Source organism: Curtobacterium sp. Curtsp57 (assembly GCF_047324335.1).
Taxonomy (GTDB): Bacteria; Actinomycetota; Actinomycetes; order Actinomycetales; family Microbacteriaceae; genus Curtobacterium.
In genome coordinates, this window is record NZ_CP168511.1 from 1,391,558 (window position 1) to 1,413,467 (window position 21,910).

Here is a 21,910-nt window from a genome sequence, read left to right on the forward strand (position 1 = left end):
CTGGTCGCGCTCAGTGCGCCGGGGCGGTGCGGGCGAACAAGCCGGGGAGCAGCCCGCCGATCTTCGTGCCGATGCACAGGCTCGCGAACGTCGCGAGCGGGGTGGCGAGCGCCACCGGGTCGAGGGTCGACACCGCGACGAGCCCGACCGTGCCCGGGACGAGCAACAGGAACGCGGGGAAGAACGACACCGTCGCCGGGATCACCGGGACGAGCCGTTCGAGCAGGCGCGTGGCGACGAACAGCAGGGCGGCGGTCACACCGGTCGCGACGACGCTGCCCCACAGCGGGCTCGTACCGCTCAGCACGGCGTACGCGGTCACCATGACCGCGACGGACACGAGCGTGAGACGCCAGCCGGAGCCGAAGACCAGGCCGAGACCGAGCGCCAGGACGACCACCGCGACCCACGACACCCAGTAGGACGGCACCGCTTCCCAGCCGCCGCGGTCGGTCCCGACCCCGGCGACCTCGCCGACGAGGGCCGCGGACGAGGGGTCGACGTGCAGCCCGGTGAGGGCACTCCCGGCGGCGATCCCGGCGGCCATGAAGCCGAGCATGATGACGCCCTGCACGAGCCGCGAGGCCCCGGTGACGATGTCCGCCGCGGTGAGTTCGAGCAGCGCGTTGGTGATGAGCGCCCCGGGGACGAACACCGCGACGGGGGCGCACACGGCGAAGAGCGGGACGTGCCCGAAGCCGGTCTGGGCGACGACGATCCCGACCACCGCCGTCGACATGAACGCCGCGAGGAACGGGATGATGGCGACGGCCTCGCGGAACCGACGGAGCAGCAGGCCGATGACCCCGACCAGTGCACCGACGCCGAGCGTGACCAGGATCGCCCACCACGGACAGCGGAACACGACCGCCAGTCCCGCGGCGGTCAGGGCGTTGCCCGCGATCCACGGCAGCGGTGCCGGCGGACGGGTGCCGGCACGGATCGCCCTGACCCGCGCCGGGATCTCCGCGAGGGCGATCGAGCCGCTCTCGAGGCCGAGGACCAGCCGGTTCGCACGCGCCGCCTGCCGGGACGACAGCTCGACGCCCTCGGCGTTCACGATCGTCGCCGATCCCGTCGCGGTCTCGCTGACGATCACGAGTGCCGGGAGCACCCCGACCGCGAGCTCCGGGCCGATGCCGGCGGAGTCCCGGGCCTTCTCGAGCGCGGAACGGACGTCGGTGACGGAGCTGCCGGCGTCGAGCAGCAGGGTGCCGAGCGTGCCGAGGAGCATGCCGACCGGGACGGTCTCGCCGTCGACGACCTCGACGTGCGATTCCGGCTGCCGGAGGACACCACGGAGGTTCGCGAGCGCGCTGCCGAATCCCACCACCGGAGCATGCTAACGGTCACCGGGGTCAGTGCGCGGTCTGCACCGCCCGCGTCCGCCACCGGATCTCCTTCGTGAACCCCTCGGTCTCGGGTTGCAGCTCGTCGGCCGGCGCCGACTGCACGAGCAGCCCGATCGCGGGCGCCAGCAGGATGCTCGACGTGGTGGCCACCCCCCAGCGGTCGACGGTCGGGACGTGCACCGTGTCGGCCAGACCCGCCTGCGCGAGGGCAGCCGCGTACTCGAGCACCGCGTACGCGGCGTCGTCCGTCGTGAGGACCGTCGCCAAGCCGTAGATGATGTGCTTCACGGTCGGGGACCTCCGTGCCCGGAATCGCCACAGAACGGGGGACGACCTCGGCCGGACGCTACGCGCACTCCACGGTGCGCGCCCAGGTTCAGCCCTTAGATTTCGATGCAACCGCATTCGCGGGAACTCTGAGTTCGGCCGAAGGGCTGTCCCTGATGGAAGCAGCCCCCTGATGCCCGCTTCATCGACCCTGTACCGCCCCACCACTCCTCGCGTCGCCGGAGCAGCAACCGCGACGTCGACCTACAAGGACCTCCTCGAAGAGGTCCGTGCCGCCGGACTCCTGGAACGCCGTGTCGGCTTCTACTGGGCCGTGTTCGGCGTGCTCGTCGCCCTGGTCGCCGCGTGCTTCACCGCCGTTGCGCTGCTCGGTGGTTCGTGGTTCGTCCTCATCCCCGCCGGGGTCCTCGGCGCGCTGTTCACCCAGTTCGCGTTCCTCGCCCACGAAGCCGCGCACCGTCAGGTGTTCGCGTCACGCAAGTGGAACGACCACGCCGGGCGCTGGGTCGGCACGTTCGTCGTCGGGCTGTCCTACACGTGGTGGATGAACAAGCACAACCGCCACCACGGCAACCCGAACACCATCGGCAAGGACCCCGACATCGCGCAGGACACCGTGTCCTTCATCGAGGAGGACGCAGCCGAGCGCAAGGGCCTCCTCCGTGCACTCACCCGCGTGCAGGGCTGGGCGTTCTTCCCGCTCCTGACGATGGAGGGCGCGAACCTGCACTTCCTCGGCGTCAAGGCACTCGTCACCGGCCAGCACATCAAGGGCACCGGCCGTGACCGCGTCATCGAGGGATCGCTCCTCGTCGCCCGCTTCGGCATCTACCTCTGGGCCGTGTTCGCGCTCATGCCGTTCCCCGTCGCCGCCGCCTTCCTCGGCGTGCAGCTCGCCGTCTTCGGCGTGATGATGGGCGGCTCGTTCGCCCCGAACCACAAGGGGATGCCGATCATCGCCGAGGGCGCACGCATCGACTTCCTGTCCCGCCAGGTGCGCACCTCGCGCAACATCACCGGCGGGATCTGGGCCGACCACCTCTTCGGCGGGCTCAACCACCAGGCGGAGCACCACCTCTTCCCGAGCATGGCGCGCCCGAACCTGCGCAAGGCCAAGCCGATGGTGAAGGCACACTGCGCCAAGCACGACATCCCGTACACCGAGGCCAGCCTCGGGAAGTCGTACGCGATCGTCGTCGCCTACCTCAACCGCGTCGGGCTCGCCGCACGCGACCCGTTCACCTGCCCGATGGTGACGGCGTACCGCCTGCACTGACGTACCCCCGGTGGGACTCGAACCCACAACTCGGCGATTTTAAGTCGCATGCCTCTGCCAGTTGGGCCACGGGGGCGCGGCGATCCAGCCTACCGACGAAGGGCGGTCACCCCGTGTGGGGTGACCGCCCTTCGGCGTGAGCGGGTGGTCGCTACTTGGCGTCGGCCTTCGCGGCAGCGGCCTTCGCGGCGTCGGCCTTCTCGCCGTCGACCGGGGCTGCCTCGTTCGAGACGTCCTCGGCGGGCTTGCCGTACGCGGGGCCGGCGGCACCGGCGGGCGTGCCCGCTGCCGGCGACGGAGCGACCGCCTTCGGCTCCTCGGCAGCGGCAGGCTTCGGGCGCGACGCCCACGCCTCGAACGCGGCGCGCGGGGTCTCGCGGTCGTCGAGCGACGCGATGTCACGGCCCAGGAAGAAGCCGCCCACCCAGTCGCCGATGACGCGCCACTTGCGCTCCCACGACGGCATCGCCATGCCGTGGTAGCCACGGTGCGCGCCCCATGCGAGGAAGCCCTTCATCGCGAACTTGCCCGACTGGAAGACACCGATGCCGAGACCGAGGCCCGCGACGGCGCCGAGGTTGTCGTGCTTGTAGTCCACGGTCGCCTCACCGCGGAGCACCGCGACCAGGTTCTTCGCGAGCTGCTTGGCCTGACGGACGGCGTGCTGCGCGTTCGGGACGCACATGCCGCCGACGCCGGCACCCGTGAGGTCCGGGACGGCTGCGACGTCGCCACAGGCCCACGCGTCGGCGATGACCTCGTCCTCGTTCACGACGCGGAGGTCGGGCTGCACGGTGATGCGGCCGCGGGGCTCGAGCGGGAAGTCGGTGCCCTTGACCATCGGGTTCGCCATGACGCCGGCGGTCCAGATGATGAGGTCGGACTCGATGGTCTCGATCGACTCGTCCTTGGCCTTGAGCTGGCAGACGCCACCGACGGCCGACGCGAGCTGCGTCTCGAGGTGCACGTTCGCGCCGCGCTCCGCGAGGTTCTTGAGCACCCAGTGCGAGGTCTCGAGGGACACCTCGGGCATGATGCGCCCCATCGCCTCCACCAGGTGGAAGTGCGTGTCGTCGAAGGACAGCTGCGGGTAGCTCTTCAGCAGGTCGGTGACGAACGAGCGGAGCTCGGCGAACACCTCGATGCCGGCGAAGCCACCGCCGACGACGACGACCGTGAGCAGGCGGTCGCGCTCCGGACCGGCCGGCAGGTTCGACGCCTTGGCGAAGTTCGTGAGGATCTTGTCGCGGATGGCCGCGGCCTCCTCGATGGTCTTCAGGCCGATGGCCTCGTCAGCGACGCCCGGGATCGGGAAGGTGCGGGAGACGGCACCGGCGGTCATGACGATCTGGTCGTAGGACTCCTCCCACGGCTCGCCGATCGCCGGCGTGATCGTCGCGGTCTTCGAGGCGTGGTCCACCTTGGTGACCTTGGCCGTGACGACACGGGTCTTCTTGAGGTGACGACGGTGCGAGACGACGGCGTGACGCGGCTCGATGGAGCCGGCGGCGACCTCCGGGAGGAACGGCTGGTACGTCATGTACGGCAGCGGGTCCACCATGACGACCTCGGCTTCGCCCTGGCGAAGGTGCTTCTCGAGCTTCCATGCGGTGTAGAAGCCGGCGTAACCGCCGCCGACGACGAGGATCTTGGGCACGGGGGATGATCTCCTTGGAGTGGGGGTGGTTGCCGGGCGGCTGGTCAGAATTCGCCACCACCCGCCCCGACTCCGGCGTCTGCACCCTCATCATACGCCCGGCATTCGCACCGGTCGGGCGACCAGCTCGCGCGCTCGAGCGCGAGGTCGCCGATGGGGTTCACGCCGGGGCCGGCAGCGAGTGTGTGACCGACGAGGGCGTGCAGGCACTTCACGCGGACGGGCATCCCGCCGGCGCTGATGCCGTCGATCTCGTCGACGTGCTCGATGGATTCGCGGTCAGCGAGGTAGGCCTCGTGGGCAGCGCGGTAGCGCTCGGCCGTCTCCGGGTCCTCGAGGAGCGAGGCGAGTTCCGGCATCATGCCGTTCGCCTCGAGTGTGCTGACGGCAGCGGTGGCCGCCGGGTGGCACAGGTAGTAGAGCGTGGGGAACGGGGTGCCGTTCGACAGGCGCGGCTTCGTGGCGACCACCGTCGGGTTGCCGCAGACGCAGCGCGCCGCGATGCCGACGACGTCACGGGCGGGCCGGCCGAGCTGGGCCGAGACCACCTGGACGTCGTGCTCGGACGGCGGGTCGAACGGAGGGGTCGTCACGGGTACAAGAGGCTACCGGAGTTCCGGACGGCCTCGCACCGACGTGACGTCAGTTGCCGGAGTTGCCGCTGCCGGACACGTCGGGGGCGACGAGTTCCTGCGTGGTCTCGTCGGACAGTCCGGACTTCAGCACCGAGGACAGCATCGCCTGCACCCAGTCCACCTTCGGGGTCTGCACGGTCGAGCTCACCGGCGTGCCGGAGTCGGTCGTCGGCTTGCCGTCGGCGGAGGTCGTGCCCTCCCCCATCACCAGGAAGCTCTGCTCACCGGGGTAGACGTAGAGCAGGCGGTCACGGGCCTGCGCCTCGATGTAGGCGGGGTCGTCCCAGCGGGCGACGTCCTTCTTCTTCTGTGCGACGTCGGACTTCTGCGCGGCGACCTCGTGCTGCTTCTGCGAGATCTGCTCCTGCTGCTGGATGAGCGTGCGGAGCGACGGCGCGAGCACCACGACGAAGAGCACGATGATCGCGAGCATCAGCAGGCTGAAGCCGGAGAACCGGATCGAGCGGTACCAGGGCTGCTCGGCTCGCGCATCGTCGGGCATCGCCACGGGGACGCGGCGGACGCGGGGCTTCTCGCTGGGCACGTCACGACGATAACCCGACGTGGCTGGTCCGTCCGTCCGGCACGCGGCCATCCGGTGCCCTCCCAGCCTGGAGGCTCGGCTCACCCCGTCCTGCCGGCCCACGACGACGAGACGCCGCCCTCCGGCAGGAGGACGGCGTCTCGAGGGGAGCGCTGGCTACAGTGCTGCGGCGCGCGGGAACGCGGTGCGGCCCGCGTAGACCGCGGCGTCGCCGAGCTCTTCCTCGATGCGGAGGAGCTGATTGTACTTCGCGACGCGGTCCGAGCGCGCCGGGGCGCCGGTCTTGATCTGGCCGCCGTCGACCGCCACGGAGATGTCCGCGATGGTGGTGTCCTCGGTCTCGCCGGAACGGTGCGACAGGATCGCCGTCATGCCGTGGCGCTGCGCGAGCGAGACGGCGTCGAGGGTCTCGGTCAGCGTGCCGATCTGGTTCACCTTGACGAGGATCGAGTTGCCGGCCTGCTCGTCGATGCCCCGCTGCAGACGCTTCGGGTTCGTGACGTAGAGGTCGTCGCCGACGATCTGCACCTTGCCGCCGAGCTCGGCGGTCAGGTGGGTCCAGCCTTCCCAGTCGTCCTCGGCGAGGGGGTCCTCGATGGTGACGAGCGGGTAGTTCGCGACGAGGTCCGAGAAGTAGCTCGTGAACTCCTGCGAGGAGAGCTGCTTGCCCTCGAAGTTGTACTTGCCGTCGGCGAAGAACTCGGTCGACGCGACGTCGAGGCCGAGTGCGATGTCCTTGCCGGGGGTGAAGCCGGCCTTCTCGATCGCCGCGACGAGGAAGTCGAGCGCCGCACGGTTCGACGCGAGCTCCGGCGCGAAGCCGCCCTCGTCGCCGAGGCCGGTCGCCAGACCCTGCTTCTTCAGCTCGCCCTTGAGGGCGTGGTACGTCTCGACACCCCAGCGGAGGGCCTCGGAGAAGCTCTCGGCGCCGTAGGGCACCAGGAAGAACTCCTGGATGTCGACGTTGGTGTCGGCGTGCGCACCGCCGTTGACGACGTTCATCAGCGGAACGGGCAGCGTGTGCGCGTTCGGGCCGCCGAGGTAGCGGAACAGCGGGAGGTCGGCCGAGTCGGCGGCGGCGCGGGCGACGGCGAGCGAGGCGCCGAGGATCGCGTTCGCGCCGAGACGGGACTTGTTCTCGGTGCCGTCGAGCTCGATGAGCGCGGCGTCGACGAGGCGCTGGTCGGTGGCGTCGAAGCCCTCGAGCGCCGGGCCGATCTCGTCGAGGACGGCTTCGACGGCCTTGAGGACGCCTTTGCCGCCGTAGCGGGCCTTGTCGCCGTCGCGCAGCTCGTACGCTTCGAAGGCGCCGGTGGAGGCGCCGGACGGGACGAGCGCGCGCGAGACGACGCCGTCGTCGAGGAGGACCTCGACCTCGACCGTCGGGTTGCCTCGGGAATCGAGGACTTCGCGTGCTCCTACGGCATCGATCACGGCCACGGGGTACTCCCTACACGTTGCGGTTGTGGTGCTTGCGGTGTCGATCCTACCGAGGCGCGGTGAACGGTTTCGCTGCGCTCGGTGACGACTGTGGACGAGTCAGGCGAGCGGGCGGAACTCGACACCCTCGAGCGACGTCGTGTCCGCGCCGACGGTGGCGAACGACCCGAAGCCCTGCGCTGCCAGACCGGCGAGCAGGTTCTTCGTGTTCTTGGTCCGCTTCTCGAGCCGGACGCGGTGGTGCTGCTCGAGCGCCTCGCCCTTGAGCGCGGCGAGCCTGACCGGGTCCACGTCCTTGTCGTACACGAGCACGACGGCGTCGGAGGTGGCCGCTTCCGGCAGGGTCACGAGGTCGACGAGCCGCTCGAAGCCGAGCGAGAACCCGACGGCGGGGACGTCCTGCCCGAGGAACCGTCCGATCATGCCGTCGTACCGCCCGCCGCCGCCGAGGCTGTACCCGAAGTCCGGGTGGGCGACCTCGAAGATGGTCCCCGTGTAGTAGCCCATGCCACGTACGAGTGTCGGGTCGAAGCGCAGGTCGACGCCGGGCAGCGCCTCGCGGAGCCGGAGCAGGTCGGCGAAGGCGTCGTCGTCGAGCCACGCGGCACCGCTGATGCTCTCCCAGTCGGCCGTCTCGAGCGCGCCGATCGTCGCCGCGAGGTCGGGCAGGTCGACGCCGAGGACCTCGCCGAGCTCTCGCGCCACACCGTCCGCGCCGATCTTGTCGAGCTTGTCGATCGTGATCAGGGCACGGTCGGCGGCGGCCGGGTCGGTGATGCCCCACGACGCCAGCAGTGCCACGAGGATGCGGCGGTCGTTGATCCGGATCGAGGTCCCCGTCACGCCGAGTGCGTCGAGCGCGGCGGTCGTCGCCCGGATGAGTTCGATCTCGGCGAGCTGTCCCGGTTCGCCGAGGATGTCGATGTCGCACTGCACGAACTGCCGGTACCGCCCCTTCTGTGGACGCTCGGCGCGCCAGACGGGTGCGATCTGCACGGCGCGGAACACCGTCGGGAGCTCGGCGCGGTGCGAGGCGTAGAAGCGGGCGAGCGGCACCGTGAGGTCGAAGCGGAGCCCGAGGTCGGCGAGGTCGAGTGGAGCCTCGGCACTGCGGAGGTCCTCCACCGAGAGCCCGCGACGCATCACACCGAACGCCAGCTTCTCGTTGTCGCCGCCCAGGCCGGAGTGCAGGCGTGCTGCGTCCTCGACCACCGGGGTCTCGATCTCGTCGAACCCGTGGCGGGAGTACACCCCCCGGATCACGCCGAGGACGTGCTCGCGACGCGCCTTGTCCGCGGGGAGGAAGTCACGCATGCCACGGGGTGCCGTCACGGTCGTCGCCATGAGTCAATCCTGTCAGATCGCGCCACGTGGGTTGCGAGCACTCCGACCTACTGATATTCTCTATCCAGAACCTCGGACCGACGGGTGCCTGATCCACCCATCGGTCCGATCGCGTGGGCAACGTGCTGCAGTGTGCCCCGCGGTTCGAGCGGGCTTCCCTGTCGGCACCACCACCCCTGGGGTGCCGTGTGCCCGCTCAGCGGGCGTCCTCCTTTTTCGGGTTAGGAGGACGCCCGCACTTCTCCCGCCAGAAGGCGGTCACCCGCACTCAGCCGCACTCACCCGGCGTCGTCGGTCGCGCGTCCCGCTGCGTCGAGCCGACCGACCGCCGCCCGCAGACTCGCGACCGGGTCGATCCCCGCGCGCTGCGCCTCGGCGACCGCCGCCAGCATGCGGACGCCCCATCCGGGATCGACGCCGTCCGCACGGTCGTCCGTCCTGCCGTCGCCGACCCCGTCCGCGTCCCCGTCCCCGTCCGACCCGACGACCGCGGCGACCACCGCGTCGGCGTCGCCACGTTCCTCCAGCCGTTCCAGCAGCTTCACCGCACGCTCCAGCGGCGGCATCGCCCGCGGGACGCCGTCGAACGCACTGGTCCGGCTCGACTTCTCGGCAGCCTTCGCAGCGCGCCAGACCCGGACGACGTCCTCGACCGTGTCGGCGTGCTCGTCGCCGAACACGTGCGGGTGTCGGCGGACCATCTTGTCGCGGGCGGTCGCGGCGACGTCCTGCAGGTCGAACGAGCCGTCCCTGGCGGCGATCCCCGCGTGCAGCACCACCTGGTACAGCACGTCGCCGAGCTCTTCGCGGAGGTCGTCGGCGTCGCCGTCCTCGATCGCGTCGACGAGCTCGTACGACTCCTCCACCGCGTAGCGCGACAGCGACGCATGCGTCTGCACGCGGTTCCACACGCACCCGTCCTCCGGGGCGAGCAAGCGGTCGACGACGGCTGCGAGGTCCTCCATGGCACTCATGACGGCCATGCTCGCACGGGGGCCGTCCGGTACCATGGTCGAGGCGTGTCGGGAAGTCTGGTCGACGGACCGTTTCCCGATCCCTGACGGAGTTCCATGCTTGCTGTCGTCCGCTCCCCCCGTTTCAGCGCCATCGCCCTGCTCACCGCTGCGGTGCTCGGCCTCGTCGTCGCGAACACGCCGGCTGGCCCCGGGCTCGAGCACGTGCTGCACCTGCACTCCCCGTGGGGCGCGATCGGTCTCGACCTGTCCGTCGCGCACTGGATCAGCGACGGGCTCCTCGCCGTGTTCTTCCTGCTCGTCGCGATCGAGTTGAAGCAGGAGCTCGTCGCGGGCGAGCTGTCGAACCCGAAGACCGCGATCGTGCCCGCGATCGCGGCGGTCGGCGGCGTGCTGGTGCCCGCCGCGATCTACCTCGCGGTGACGGCCGGCACGCAGTACACCCACGGCTGGCCGATCCCGACCGCGACCGACATCGCCTTCGCGCTGGGCGTCCTCGCGATGTTCGGCCGCGGGCTGCCGTCGACACTCCGCGTGTTCCTCCTGGCGCTCGCGGTCCTCGACGACCTCATCGCGATCGTCATCATCGCGGTCGTCTTCGCCAGCGACACGGACTTCCTCGCGCTCGGTGGCGCCGCGGTCGTGCTCGTCCTCTTCTGGTTGCTGGGCCGGATGCTGCGCCCTGGTCGCGCTGGGCAGGGCTGGATCATCGCCGCGATGATCGTCCTCGGCGCGCTGACGTGGTGGCTCGTCTACCACTCGGGCGTGCACGCCACGATCGCCGGCGTCGCGCTCGGGCTCGTGCTGCCGCGGCGCCCCGGGCACACCGTGTACGACCGGGTGGAGCCGTGGTCGAACGCCGTCGTCCTGCCGATCTTCGCGTTCGCGTCGGCGGCGGTCGTCATCCCCGCGGTCGGCATCGGTGAGCTCTCCCCGACGTTCTGGGGCGTCGTCCTCGCGCTGCCGGTCGGCAAGGTCGTCGGCATCACGCTGTTCGGTGCCGTCGCGACAAGGGTCTTCCGCGGGCCGGGTCGTCCGTCGCTGTCGTTCTGGTCGATCGTGACCGTCGGTGTGCTGGGCGGGATCGGCTTCACGGTGTCGCTGCTCATGAACGAGCTGGCGTTCGCGAACAACGAGGAGATCGTCGACGAGGGCACGCTCGCGGTGCTGATCGGCTCGGGCATCGCGATGGTCGCCTCCGCGATCGTCGTGAGCCTCAAGGCGCGCCACCACCGGGCCCGCCGTGAGCTCTCCGAGGCCGAGTCCACCGAGTAGCGCGACCGGTCGCCGGACGGGAGGCGCGGTGCCAGCCCGCACCGAGCCTCCCGTCCGACGATGCGCACGGCGCAGGGCACGTGGCCGGGCCGGCCACGCACCGTGCGACCCGCTACGCGGCGGGCGCCTCGGCGGCCGCCGTCGCGCCGTAGACGGCGGTCAGGATGCTCTCGACCCACTGGATCAGCGCGTCGTCGGGGAGGGCCTCGCCGTGCGGACGCGGCATCGGGATGCTCGACGCGTTCTGCTGAGGGAACCACTTCGCCCCGGGGAACATGCGCTTGAGCCGCACCTGCGACGAGTCCGCGAGTTCCTTGCCCGCGACGCGCAGGTTCGATCCCATGACGACCACGTCGGACAGCCCGACCTGCTGGGCCATGCGGCGGAGCCGGGACACCTCGACCAGGGTCTGCACGGCCTGCGGGGGCTGACCGTAGCGGTCGGTGAGCTCGTCGAGCACCATGTCGATCGCGTCGTGCTGCGACGTCGGCGCCGAGGCGGCGGAGAGCTTCTGGTACGCCTCGAGTCGGAGCCGCTCGGACTCGACGTAGTCCTCGGGGATGTGCGCGTCGACGGGGATCTCGAGTCGGAGCTCGGTCTGCCCCTCTGCGACGTCCCCGCGGAACTGCGACACCGCTTCGCCGATCATGCGGAGGTACAGGTCGAAGCCGACGCCCGCGATGTGGCCGGACTGCTCCCCGCCGAGCAGGTTGCCCGCACCGCGGATCTCGAGGTCCTTCATGGCGACCTGCATGCCCGCGCCGAGCTCGTTGTTCGCGGCGATCGTCTCGAGGCGGTCCTGCGCGGTCTCGGAGAGCGGCTTGTCGGCGTCGTAGAGGAAGTACGCGTAGCCGCGTTCCCGACCACGACCGACACGCCCGCGGAGCTGGTGCAGCTGCGACAGGCCGTACTTGTCGGCCCGGTCGATGATGAGCGTGTTCGCGTTCGCGATGTCGAGACCGGTCTCGATGATGGTCGTCGAGACGAGCACGTCGAAGCGGCGCTCCCAGAAGTCGACCATCACCTGCTCGAGGGTCTGCTCGGACATCTGCCCGTGTGCGACGGCGATGCGGGCGTCCGGGACGATCTCGGCGAGGTGCGATGCCACCGACTGGATGTCCTTGACGCGGTTGTGCACGTAGAACACCTGCCCCTCGCGGAGGAGCTCGCGCCGGATCGCCGCGGCGACCTGCAGGTCCGACTGCGGGCCGACGAAGGTCAGGATCGGGTGCCGGTCCTCTGGTGGGGTGGCGAGCGTCGACATCTCACGGATGCCCGTGACCGCCATCTCGAGCGAGCGCGGGATCGGCGTCGCGGACATCGCCAGGACGTCCACGTTGGTCTTGAGCTTCTTCAGCTGGTCCTTGTGCTCCACACCGAAGCGCTGTTCCTCGTCGATGATGACCAGGCCGACGTCCTTGAACTGCACGCCCTGCGACAGGATGCGGTGCGTGCCGATGACGATGTCGACGGTGCCGTCGGCGAGCCCCGCCAGCGTCTCCTTCGACTCCTTCTCGGTCTGGAACCGGCTGAGCGCGCGGAGGTGCACCGGGAAGCCGGCGAAGCGCTCCTGGAAGGTCTCCATGTGCTGGCGGACGAGCAGCGTCGTCGGGACGAGCATCGCGACCTGCTTGCCGTCCTGCACGGCCTTGAACGCCGCACGGATCGCCACCTCGGTCTTGCCGTAGCCGACGTCACCCGACAGCAGACGGTCCATCGGGATCGGGCGCTCCATGTCGCGCTTGATCTCGTCGATGGTGGTGAGCTGGTCGGCGGTCTCGGCGAACGGGAACGCTTCCTCCAGCTCGCGCTGCCACGGGGTGTCCGGGCCGAACGCGTGCCCCTTCGACGCCATGCGCGCCGAGTAGAGCTTCACGAGGTCGACGGCGATGTCGCGGACGGCCTTGCGCGCCTTCGACTTCGCCGACGCCCAGTCCGAGCCGCCCATCTTCGACAGGGTCGGGGACTCGCCGCCGACGTAGCGCGACAGCTGGTCGAGCTGGTCGGTCGGGACGAACAGCTTGTCGCCAGGGAACCCGCGCTTCGACGGCGCGTACTCGAGCACGAGGTACTCGCGCTGGGTCTTCACGGCGTTGCGGCCGCCGGAGCTGACCTCGCGCGAGACGAGTTCGACGAACTTGCCGATGCCGTGCGTGGCGTGCACGACGACGTCGCCCGGCTTGAGCTGCAGCGGGTCGACGACGTTCTTGCGGCGGCTCGCGAGCTTCCGGACCGTGCGGGCACCCTGCTGCGCGCTGCGGCCGTAGAACTCGGCTTCCGACAGCACCGCGATCCGGGGATCCGGGATGGCGAAGCCGTGCTCGACGGCGGCGGTCGTGACGATCGCGACACCGGGCTGCGGCGGCGCGGTGACGGCTTCGGCACGAGCGGCGACCCCGGCGTCGGCGAGGACCTGCACGGCGCGCTCGACGAGACCCTGCCCCTGCGCGGTCACGACCACGGCCCAGCCGTCGTCGGTGAGTTCCTTGACGTGTGCGACCGCCCCGTCGGCGCTGCCGGCGAAGCTCGGGACGGCGTCGGCGCGGACGCGGACGTACTCCCCGGCCTCTGCCGCGGCATCCGCATCGCTCAGGGGCTCGTCTGCACCGCTGTCGAACGGCGAGATCGTCCACCAGGTGCGCTGCCCGCGGGTCTGCTTGAGCTGCGGGACCGTCAGGAAGTTGCCCGCGTCGAGGTCGATCGGCGCCTGGGCACCGGCGACGGCGGCACTCCACGCGGCCTGCAGGAACTCCTGGTTGGTCTCGGCGAGGCTGTGCGCGCGCCCGCTGACCCGCTCGGGCGAGAAGACCGCGATGGTGGCGTCGGCGGGCAGGTAGTCCGTCATCGGGACGAGTCGCTCCACGAGCGCCGGGGCGAGGGACTCCATGCCCTCCACCGGGATGCCCTCTGCCACCTTGGCGAGCATCTGCGACAGGTTCGGGAACTCGTGCAGCATCTCGCGGGCGCGCTGCCGGACGTCCTCGCTGAGCAGGAGTTCGCGCGACGCGGTGAGCTCGACGGAGCCGAGGTCGTCCTCGGTGGTGCGCTGGTCGGCGACGGAGAAGGCCTTGATCGCCTCGATCTCGTCGCCGAAGAAGTCGACGCGCACGGGGTGGTCGGCGGTCGGCGGGAAGACGTCGAGGATCCCACCGCGGACGGCGAACTCACCGCGACGGGTGACGAGGTCGACCCGGGCGTAGGCGAGGTCCACGAGTTGTGCGGAGATCGACCCGAGGTCGTTGCCGCGCGAGTCGGTCCGGAGCACGACGGGTTCGAGCGAGGTCAGGTTGCTCGCGATCGGCTGGAGCGCCGCGCGGACACTCGCGACCACCACGGTCGGCTGGCGCTCGACCGGCGGTGCGTCCTGCCACTGCTGCAGCGCACGGAGCGTGGCGATGCGGGTGCCGACGGTCTGGGCGCTCGGCGACAGGCGCTCGTGCGGCAGGGTCTCCCACGCCGGGAACTCGAGGACCCGCGCATCCGGCAGGTAGCTCGTCAGGGCACCGCGGACCGCCTCGGCTTCGCGTCCGGTGGCGGTGATCACGAGGACGCACTGCGGCTCCCCGCGCTCGGCCATGAGCGCGGCGAGGAGCGGCACACGCAGGCCGTCGACGACGGAGAAGTCGGCGTCACGAGGTGCGGCGCGGAGGACGCGATCGAACGCGGAGGCGCGCGAGAGCGCAGGGATGATGCCCGAGATCGTCACTCAGGACATGGTACCGGCGACGTCCGACAAGGACCGCGACGTGCGCGGCCCGCGAACAGCGGCGCGCGAACAGCGGCACCTCGCACTGACGAGCTCAGGACGGCGCGTGCACCCGCTGCTGGGCGGCGAGGAGGCCGAGGTCCGCGATCGCCTCGACCGCGTCCGCGGCGTCGGCGAGCAGGTTCGGCAGCGTCTTCTTCTCGGTCGGCGAGAAGTCGCGCAGCACGTAGTCGGCGGGGTCCTGTCGACCTGGTGGGCGGCCGATGCCGACGCGCACCCGGGAGAACTCGTTCGTGCCGGTGGCCTTGATGATGTCGCGGAGACCGTTGTGTCCGCCGTGCCCGCCGTTGCCCTTGAGCCGGACGGTGTCGAACGGCAGGTCGAGCTCGTCGTGCACGACGACGAGGTCGGCGGGGGTGGCGCTGTAGAACCCGAGCACGCTCGAGACGGGGCCGCCGGAGGTGTTCATGAACGACCCCGGCTTGGCGAGTACCAGGCGGGGGCCACCCGGCACCAGGCGCCCCTCGGCGACCTGGTTCGGGGTCTTGTGCTTCTTGAACGTCGCGCCCATGCGGGCAGCGAGTTCGTCGAGGACCATCTGGCCGACGTTGTGACGGTTCCCCGCGTAGCCGGGCCCGGGGTTCCCGAGCCCGACCACGACGAGGATGCGATCCGTCACGACGTCGACCAGGTGTCCGCGGAGGGTGTTACTCGGACTCGACGGGCTCGGAGCCGCCCTCGGCACCGGCTTCGGCGCCGGCCTCGGCGGCTGCCTCGTCCGCGGCGTCGTCGTCGGCGGTGCCACGCGGGGTGACGATCGAGACGACGAGGGTGTCACCCTCGGTCTCGAGCTCGGCGCCCTCGGGGAGCTCGATGTCGGTCGCACGGATCTGCGCGCCGTCCTCGAGGCCCTCGACGTTGACGACGACGTGCTCCGGGATGTTGGTCGCCTCGACGAGGAGCGACAGGGTCGACTCGTCCTGGACGTGGATCGTGCCGGAGAAGGACTCGCCCTCGACGACGACGGGCACGGAGACCGTGACCTTCTCGCCGCGGCGGACGACCACGAGGTCGATGTGCTCGATGACCTGGCGCACCGGGTCGCGCTGGACGTCCTTCACGAGGGCGAGCTGCGCAGCACCCTCGATGTCGAGGTCGACGATCGCGTTGGCGTGACGGACGAGCAGCATGGTCTCGTGGCCCGGGAGGGTGATGTGCTGCGGCTCGGTGCCGTGGCCGTAGACGACCGCGGGGATCTGGTCGTTGGCACGGATCTTGCGCGCAGCGCCCTTGCCGAACTTGGTGCGGACTTCCGCTGCGAGCTTGGTGTAGTCGGCCATGGTGCCTCCTGGTCTCGGGGACGACGCCGGGGTGCCGGCATCGTGGGGTCTGTGGTGTTGCAACTCGAACGCGTGCACGCGTGAGGAACGCTCCCAGAGCTTGGCCGGGTCTCCCACCGCGTCGATCACGGCCGCGCACGCGCGGCCCTCGCCGAAGTCGTCAGCAACTCTACCAGCACCGACCCGGGCGTGTCGCCACGGCGGTGGACGCACGGACAGGCGGACAGGAGGCTCGTGGCGGGGTCGCCGCGAGCCTCCCGTCCGCCTGGTGCCCGGTCTAGTGCCCGGCGGCCTCCGCCTCGGACGGCACCTTCAGGAAGCTGAGGACCACGAACGCGGCCACGTAGAGCCCCACGAAGGTCCAGACGACGCCTCCGGCGCCGCCCCACGGCAGCACCACGCTGACGACGGCGTTGCCGAGGAAGGTGGCGCCTCCCGCGGCGGTGGCGTACATCGCCATCGCTGCGCCGCGTCGCTCCTCGCCCGCGAAGGCCGGCACGATCGCACCCATCGGCGTGAAGCCGGCGAGCATGATGCCGAACACCGTGCCGGCTGCGGTCGCGAGCCAGAAGCCCCACTCGGAGCCGGCCGGCACCAGGTGCGGGACGTACCACCACGCGAGCAGGCCGATCGCCGAGGCGCCGATGCCGAACCACTTCACGGTCCTGATCCACCCGATGCGGTCGCCGAGCGCGCCGAAGAACGCGTTGAACAGGATGTTGCCCGCGTAGACGATCACGGTCATGGTCAGCCACTTCGACTGACCCCAGCCGAGCTCGGTGCCGATGATCGCCGGCATGATCACGAACATGCCGAACTCCGGCGCGGTGTTCACGAGGCGGATGAGGACCGCGAGGAGGACCTTCGGACGCTTGACGCAGACCTCGATGCCGCTGGCGATGACCCGGGCGGCGGAGTGCTCGCGCGGGGCGATGCGACCGAGGCCGGTGCGCTCGTGGACGCCGAACCGGACGATCGCCCAGCCCACCGCGACGAAGACCAGCGACAGTGCCATCGACCAGGTCTCGCCGAGCTGTCCGCCGCCGAACGCGGGGATGGTGCCGATCGCGATGAGCGACCCGAGCGTCGGCAGGCCGCCGGTGAACACGACGTAGAACCAGCCGACGGCGGTGGCGTTCCGCTCGCGGGCGACGGTGTGGTTCACCCAGCAGAGGAACGAGAACGCGAACAGCGGGAAGCCGAGTCCGCGGAGGAAGTACGTCAGCGCGATGAGTCCGACCGACCCGGTGGGGAGCGCGGCGAGGAACGTGATCTGGAAGACCACCCACATCGCGGCGCCGATCGTCATCACCCGGCGCGGCCCCCAGAGTTCGGAGAGGACGCCGGCGAAGTACGACGCGACGAGGACCGCGACGCCGTAGATCCCGATGACCATCGCGGCACTGTCGGTCCCGCCGGAGCCGAGCGCCGTGGCGATGTGCGGGGAGATGAAGTTCGACTCGATGCCGTCACCCGTCATGAAGACGAGCACGCCGAGGAAGCCCCAGCGGAGCTGGTGCGGGATGCCGAGGCGGGCGACGAGGCCCTCGCGGGCTGGTCCTGGGGGCGTTGGTGCTGCGTTCGGTGCTGCGGTCGATGGTGCGGTCGGTGGTGCGGTCACTCCACCGGGTGGTGTGAGCGTGGTGCTGCGGTCACGGTTGACGTCCGACATGCGTCGTCTCTCCTGGAGGGGCCCCGGAGTGCTCGACCCGGCATCGCGGCATGTCTCCGGGGTGCGCCGCGCGCCGATCCCCCACGCCTGCGCTGTGGCTGCGGGCTGCGGGTTCGTCGGCGATGATGCGAGTCCTGTACCCGGGGCTCGGCCCCGGCGGACCATCGCCGGCCCGAAGCATGGTGTCCGACATTAGACCGCTCCAACAAGGTTCGTCAAAGACGACAACTGTTGGGTAACGATGTGGGGCGCGGGGTGTGCGCGGGGGCCGTTCCGCGCGTAGGAGGTCGTTCCGCGCGTAGGAGGCCGATTCGCGCGTGGTGGGTCCGTTTCCCCGACCACCTACGCGCGATTCGTCATCCCAGGTCGAGTGTGATGGGCGGGAACGCGCGTGGACGGCGGACGGGAGGCGCGGGGCGGGGCCGCACCGAGCCTCCAGTCCGTGGTCCACGCGCCGGGCGGGGGGCGCTCCCCCCATGGCAGCGCCCCGCGCCCGTTGCGTCGGCTCCTCAGTCGACGCCTGCCGGCGCCTTCGGCGCGAGCCGCTCGATCGTCCGGTCGAGGCGCGCGTCGACGGCGAGCTGGTCCGGCTCCGCAGCGGCGAGGACGGCGGCGTCGGAGGCGGTGACGTGCAGCAGCCGGTTCCACTCGGCGTCGTACAGGGTCTTCCGGTAGCCCGACGAGGTCTGGCAGGCGACGTCCCGCTTCGCGACCGCGATCTCGACGGACCCGATGCCCGTCTCCACCGGCACGTCCGTCGGCCCGACACCCATCGACGGTGTCGGCATCCCGTCAGGAGCGGCCGGCAGGTCACGGACCCCGGACGGCTCCATGCAGCTCCGCCAGCGCTCCGCGGCCGCGACGACTGCCTCGTCCCGCCGTGCGTCGAGGGCGGCGAGGCGCGTGAGGCGTTTCGCCACCGCCGACGCCTCCTGCACGTGCCCGGTCGCGGTGTTCCCGAGCGTCTTCCGTGCGGCGTTCCAGCACCGTGCGGCGACACCGTCCGGCAGTGCGGCGAACGCGGCGTTCCGGTCCGCGTCGAACCCCCACGCCGTCATGCCCTGGCGGTTCGCTCCGGCGGTCGACGGCCCGTGGTACCCCCTCGTGCCGGCGAGTGCCGCCGTCAGCGGCCGGGTGGTCGCGAGGGCCGGTGACGGGTTCCCGCGGGCATCGGTGTCGGACGCGTCGCTGTCGGCCTGGAGGCCGGAGACCGTCGCCCACGGCGGCGGGTCGTCGATGCCGGCCTTCCGGAGGCACGGGTCGGCGAGCAGGTTCTCGGCGTAGTCGCTCTTGCTGCCCGCGGGCATCGCGTACGCGTCGAGGGGCATCGTCCAGTCGGCGCTGTCACGCTCGACCGTGGGAGCGACTGCGACGTCCGCCGGCTCGGGCAGACCGTGCACGACGGCGGTGGCGAGTCCCGCGACGACGAGTGCGAGCGTTCCGGTCTTGGCGACGCGGGTCGTGATCTGCATGGTTCCCCCTAGGCGCGGACGAGGCCGCGTTCGTGTGCGGTGATGACGACCTGGATGCGGTTCCGGAGGCCGAGCTTCATCAGCACGGAACGGACGTGGGTCTTCACGGTGGCCTCGCTGAGGAACACGCTCGCGGCGATCTCCGCGTTGCTCAGACCCTTCGCGACGAGGAGGAAGACCTCGCGCTCGCGGGCGGTCAGGGCGTCGAGGACCTCGTCGCGGCGGTTCGCCTCGACGGTGATCCCCTGCGCGCGGAGCAGGTCGAGCGCCTCGGCCTCGGTCGGTGCCGGTCGGCCCTCGTGGACGTCCCGGATGGTGGCGGTCACCACGTCGGGGAGCGCGTCCTTCGTCAGGAACGCGGCGGCACCGGCGCGGAGTGCGGCGAGGACGGCGTCGTCGCGGCGGATGGTCGTGAGGGCGATCACGCGCGGCCGGTCCCTCGCCGCGGCGTCGCTCGCCGCGGCGTGGCTCGCCGCCAGGCGCGCGAGCGTCTCGATGCCGTTCATCACGGGCATGCGGAGGTCGAGCAGCAGGACGTCCGGGCGTTCGGCGGCGCAGAGTTCGAGCGCCTCGGCCCCGTCGGCGGCCGTCCCGACGCAGGTCATGTCGTCCTGCGCGTCGACGAGCATCTGCATGCCGGAGGCGAAGAGCCGCTGGTCGTCGACGACGGCGACCCGGATGGCGGTCATCGTGTCGCCTCGAAGTCCGCAGCAGGTGCCGCGGCGGTGACCGTCGGCAGCCACCCCGTCACGACCCACTCGTGGTCGGCGTCGCCGCTCCCGGCACGCAGCCACCCGTCGGCGAGACGAGCACGTTCGCGCATGCCCTCGACACCAGAGCCGGATCCGTCCAGCTCGACGAGCGGCGCCGCACCGGTCGACGTCACGACGACGCCGAGACCCGGTCCGCGCCAGTCGAGGTCGACCCGAGCGGATGCGGTCCGCCCCTGGTGCTTGAGCACGTTGGTCAGGCTCTCCTGCACGATCCGGTGTACTGCTCCCCCGACGTCCGGGAGCACCGCGCGCGGATCACCGTGTTGCTCGAACACGGCGTCCATGCCGAGCTCTCGCATGTCGGCGACCAGCCCGGGTACGTCCTCGAGACCGTGACGCGCGTCCTCACCAGCACCCTGGATGCGCTCGACGAGCGCGCGGACGTCCCCGAGCGCCGACCGACTCACCTCGGCGATGTCCCGCAGCGCCCGTGCGGCGTGCTCGTCCCGTACCGAGATGGCGGCTGCTCCCTGCGCCTGCGACACCACGACCGCCAGCGAGTGCGCCAGCGAGTCGTGCACGTCACGAGCGATCCGTGCACGCTCCTGCTCCGCCCGGAGCTCGGTCGTCGTGACCGCGGTCTGCCGCTGCGCCTCGACGACCCGCACCCGGGCCAGACCGATGCGCCAGGTGGCCCCGATCGCGACGCCGACGGCCCACCCCACACCGCACACCCCGATGATCGCGAGCGTGATCGTGACGAGGTCCGACCGTGTCCCGCCCGCCGTCCCGACCCACTGCGCCCACACGTCCGGATCCGCCTCCGTCGGCACGGCCATCGCCCACGCGGCAGCGGCGGACCCCACGGCGATCACCGGCAGCGCGACGTAGCGGAGCAGGTCCGACCGTCCGGCTCCGACGATCCCGACGACGATCGCGATCGCGAGGTACTCCGGCCAGGTGGTGTCGGTCGGCCGGTGCAGCAGGTGGAGCGCCTGCAGGACCGGCACGACGACGATCATCCCGAGGGCGGTCGCGGGCATCCAGTTCGCGAGGCCGATCGCCACGGCGAACGCCGACACGACGATCACGTGGTCGGCGAGTCCCGACCGTCCGGCCTCGGCGACGATCCAGAGCACGAGGTACACGGCACCGGCAGCGGGTGCCACGAGGTGTCGGAACCGACGGATGGTGGAGGTCATGACGCCGAGCGTATGGGGGCGCACCGGCGGTCAGCGAGCCGCCGCGGTGCTTTTCATCCGAGGTGATGAGCCCGCGCGGACGCCGCTGTCTCCAGCTGCGACCAGGTCAGCGGCCGAGGTCGCGACGGTGCTGCTGCGCGGCCGCCAGGAGCTCCCGCGCCTGGTCGCTCGCCGCCTCGGCATCGTCGCGGGCGTGCTCGAGGCGCTCGATCTCCGCGGTCGCCCGGTCGAGGTCGCGCTGGAGCTCGGCCCGGCGCTCCTCGGCGGCTGCGAGCTCACGCTCGGCGCCGTCGAGTGCGGCGTCGGCGTCGCGGGACTCCGTCCGCGCGGTCGTCTCGGCCTGGCGGGCCGCTCGGCGGTCGGCGGCTGGGTCGCGCTCCGGTTCAGGGTCCGGTTCCGGTTCCGGCTCCGGTCTGGAGGCTCGGCGCACCTTCCGTGCGCGTCTCGCGTCATCGATGGGGATGGGCGGGCCATCGCTGCCGGACCAGGCATCCGGCACCGCGTCCGGGACGGCGAGGGCGCCGTCGAGGTCGACGTCGTCGAACCCGGCGCTCTCGAGCGGCTGCACGAGGAGTCCCGACCGCACCGCTGCCCCTGCGTGCGGATCGGCCATGGCTGCCTCGATCGTCGCGCGGACCTGGTCGAGCACGGCAGCGGTGACCGGGTGCCCGGCGTCCTCGGCGAGTGCGGCACCGGCCTGTGCGAGGGCTCCGACGACACCCGAACGTCGGCGGCGGAGCGCGGCGATCTCCTTCGGGTCAGCACCAGCCTGCGCGTCGCGGATGGCCGGTCCGAGGTCGACCGCCTCGTCGAGGGAGCCGTCCTGCGCCAGGAGGTCGATCACCCACGCGGCCGGCGCGGGCTTCCGGAGCTTCCCGATCGCTGCGGCGAGGTCCCGGTCGTCCTTCCGGATGCTCCGCTGCCGTGCGGTGCGCTCGGCGACGAAGTCCGCGGGCGCGCGCCGCAGGAGGTCACGGGCAGCCTCCGCGAGCGTGTCGATGTCCACGCCCGGGAGGCTAC

At 71.2% G+C, this 21,910-nt stretch carries 18 protein-coding genes and 1 tRNA gene; 2 read left to right on the forward strand and 17 right to left on the reverse strand.

Annotated features, from left to right (window positions below; all coding sequences use genetic code 11):
• Window positions 1-10: 10 nt before the first annotated feature.
• Window positions 11-1,333: a threonine/serine exporter family protein gene (locus ACEN9V_RS06535; RefSeq protein WP_413602607.1), complete on the reverse strand. Its 1,323-nt coding sequence runs from the start codon at window positions 1,331-1,333 to the stop codon at window positions 11-13.
• Between the two features lie 25 nt (window positions 1,334-1,358).
• The gene (locus ACEN9V_RS06540) at window positions 1,359-1,640 is read right to left on the reverse strand and encodes a hypothetical protein (RefSeq protein ID WP_413602608.1); all 282 of its coding nucleotides are present in this window, start codon (window positions 1,638-1,640) and stop codon (window positions 1,359-1,361) included.
• A 172-nt stretch (window positions 1,641-1,812) separates the two neighbouring features.
• Here ACEN9V_RS06540 and ACEN9V_RS06545 point away from each other — a divergent pair, with 172 nt between their 5' ends.
• Window positions 1,813-2,916, forward strand: coding sequence for a fatty acid desaturase family protein (locus ACEN9V_RS06545; protein WP_413602609.1), 1,104 nt, complete (start codon window positions 1,813-1,815; stop codon window positions 2,914-2,916).
• Between the two features lie 2 nt (window positions 2,917-2,918).
• On the opposite strand, the gene ACEN9V_RS06550 is transcribed toward ACEN9V_RS06545, so the two are convergent.
• The 7 genes from ACEN9V_RS06550 to ACEN9V_RS06580 all read right to left on the reverse strand — a co-directional run bounded on the left by ACEN9V_RS06550 (window position 2,919) and on the right by ACEN9V_RS06580 (window position 9,510).
• Window positions 2,919-2,992: transfer RNA gene (locus tag ACEN9V_RS06550), tRNA-Leu, on the reverse strand.
• A gap of 75 nt (window positions 2,993-3,067) precedes the next feature.
• Window positions 3,068-4,573, reverse strand: a complete 1,506-nt coding sequence (locus tag ACEN9V_RS06555) for an NAD(P)/FAD-dependent oxidoreductase (protein ID WP_413602610.1) — start codon at window positions 4,571-4,573, stop codon at window positions 3,068-3,070.
• A gap of 44 nt (window positions 4,574-4,617) precedes the next feature.
• On the reverse strand, window positions 4,618-5,166 hold the full coding sequence (locus tag ACEN9V_RS06560; protein ID WP_413602611.1) for a DUF501 domain-containing protein: 549 nt from the start codon (window positions 5,164-5,166) through the stop codon (window positions 4,618-4,620).
• Window positions 5,167-5,215: 49 nt separating this feature from the next.
• Window positions 5,216-5,752, reverse strand: a complete 537-nt coding sequence (locus ACEN9V_RS06565; RefSeq protein ID WP_413602612.1) for an FtsB family cell division protein — start codon at window positions 5,750-5,752, stop codon at window positions 5,216-5,218.
• A gap of 156 nt (window positions 5,753-5,908) precedes the next feature.
• Window positions 5,909-7,192 carry a phosphopyruvate hydratase gene (gene eno, locus ACEN9V_RS06570; RefSeq protein WP_402729022.1) on the reverse strand — a complete coding sequence of 428 codons (1,284 nt, stop codon included), beginning with the start codon at window positions 7,190-7,192 and terminating at the stop codon, window positions 5,909-5,911.
• Window positions 7,193-7,291: 99 nt separating this feature from the next.
• Window positions 7,292-8,536 carry a histidine--tRNA ligase gene (hisS, locus tag ACEN9V_RS06575; RefSeq protein ID WP_413602613.1) on the reverse strand — a complete coding sequence of 415 codons (1,245 nt, stop codon included), beginning with the start codon at window positions 8,534-8,536 and terminating at the stop codon, window positions 7,292-7,294.
• A 278-nt stretch (window positions 8,537-8,814) separates the two neighbouring features.
• Window positions 8,815-9,510 carry a MazG family protein gene (locus ACEN9V_RS06580; RefSeq protein WP_413602614.1) on the reverse strand — a complete coding sequence of 232 codons (696 nt, stop codon included), beginning with the start codon at window positions 9,508-9,510 and terminating at the stop codon, window positions 8,815-8,817.
• Window positions 9,511-9,606: 96 nt separating this feature from the next.
• Between ACEN9V_RS06580 and nhaA the strand changes: the two genes are divergently transcribed.
• Window positions 9,607-10,785 carry a Na+/H+ antiporter NhaA gene (gene nhaA / locus ACEN9V_RS06585; protein WP_413602615.1) on the forward strand — a complete coding sequence of 393 codons (1,179 nt, stop codon included), beginning with the start codon at window positions 9,607-9,609 and terminating at the stop codon, window positions 10,783-10,785.
• Between the two features lie 112 nt (window positions 10,786-10,897).
• Here nhaA and mfd read toward each other — a convergent pair whose 3' ends face one another.
• From mfd to ACEN9V_RS06625, 8 genes are all read right to left on the reverse strand, one after another.
• Entirely contained in the window at window positions 10,898-14,491 is a 3,594-nt protein-coding gene (mfd, locus tag ACEN9V_RS06590; RefSeq protein WP_413602616.1) for a transcription-repair coupling factor, read from the reverse strand.
• Between the two features lie 94 nt (window positions 14,492-14,585).
• Window positions 14,586-15,170, reverse strand: coding sequence for an aminoacyl-tRNA hydrolase (gene pth / locus ACEN9V_RS06595; protein ID WP_281267111.1), 585 nt, complete (start codon window positions 15,168-15,170; stop codon window positions 14,586-14,588).
• Window positions 15,171-15,198: 28 nt separating this feature from the next.
• Entirely contained in the window at window positions 15,199-15,831 is a 633-nt protein-coding gene (locus tag ACEN9V_RS06600) for a 50S ribosomal protein L25/general stress protein Ctc (RefSeq protein WP_413602617.1), read from the reverse strand.
• Between the two features lie 277 nt (window positions 15,832-16,108).
• Entirely contained in the window at window positions 16,109-17,503 is a 1,395-nt protein-coding gene (locus ACEN9V_RS06605; protein ID WP_413602618.1) for an RbtT/DalT/CsbX family MFS transporter, read from the reverse strand.
• Between the two features lie 509 nt (window positions 17,504-18,012).
• Window positions 18,013-18,975 (reverse strand): hypothetical protein, encoded by a 963-nt coding sequence (locus ACEN9V_RS06610; protein WP_413602619.1) that lies wholly within the window; start codon window positions 18,973-18,975, stop codon window positions 18,013-18,015.
• Window positions 18,976-18,983: 8 nt separating this feature from the next.
• Complete coding sequence (locus tag ACEN9V_RS06615) at window positions 18,984-19,664, reverse strand: response regulator (RefSeq protein WP_413602620.1); 681 nt, start codon at window positions 19,662-19,664, stop codon at window positions 18,984-18,986.
• Entirely contained in the window at window positions 19,661-20,890 is a 1,230-nt protein-coding gene (locus ACEN9V_RS06620; RefSeq protein WP_413602621.1) for a sensor histidine kinase, read from the reverse strand. Before ACEN9V_RS06620 ends, ACEN9V_RS06615 begins: the two co-directional genes overlap by 4 nt.
• Window positions 20,891-20,996: 106 nt before the next feature.
• Window positions 20,997-21,896: a hypothetical protein gene (locus tag ACEN9V_RS06625; protein WP_413602622.1), complete on the reverse strand. Its 900-nt coding sequence runs from the start codon at window positions 21,894-21,896 to the stop codon at window positions 20,997-20,999.
• Window positions 21,897-21,910: the final 14 nt, after the last annotated feature.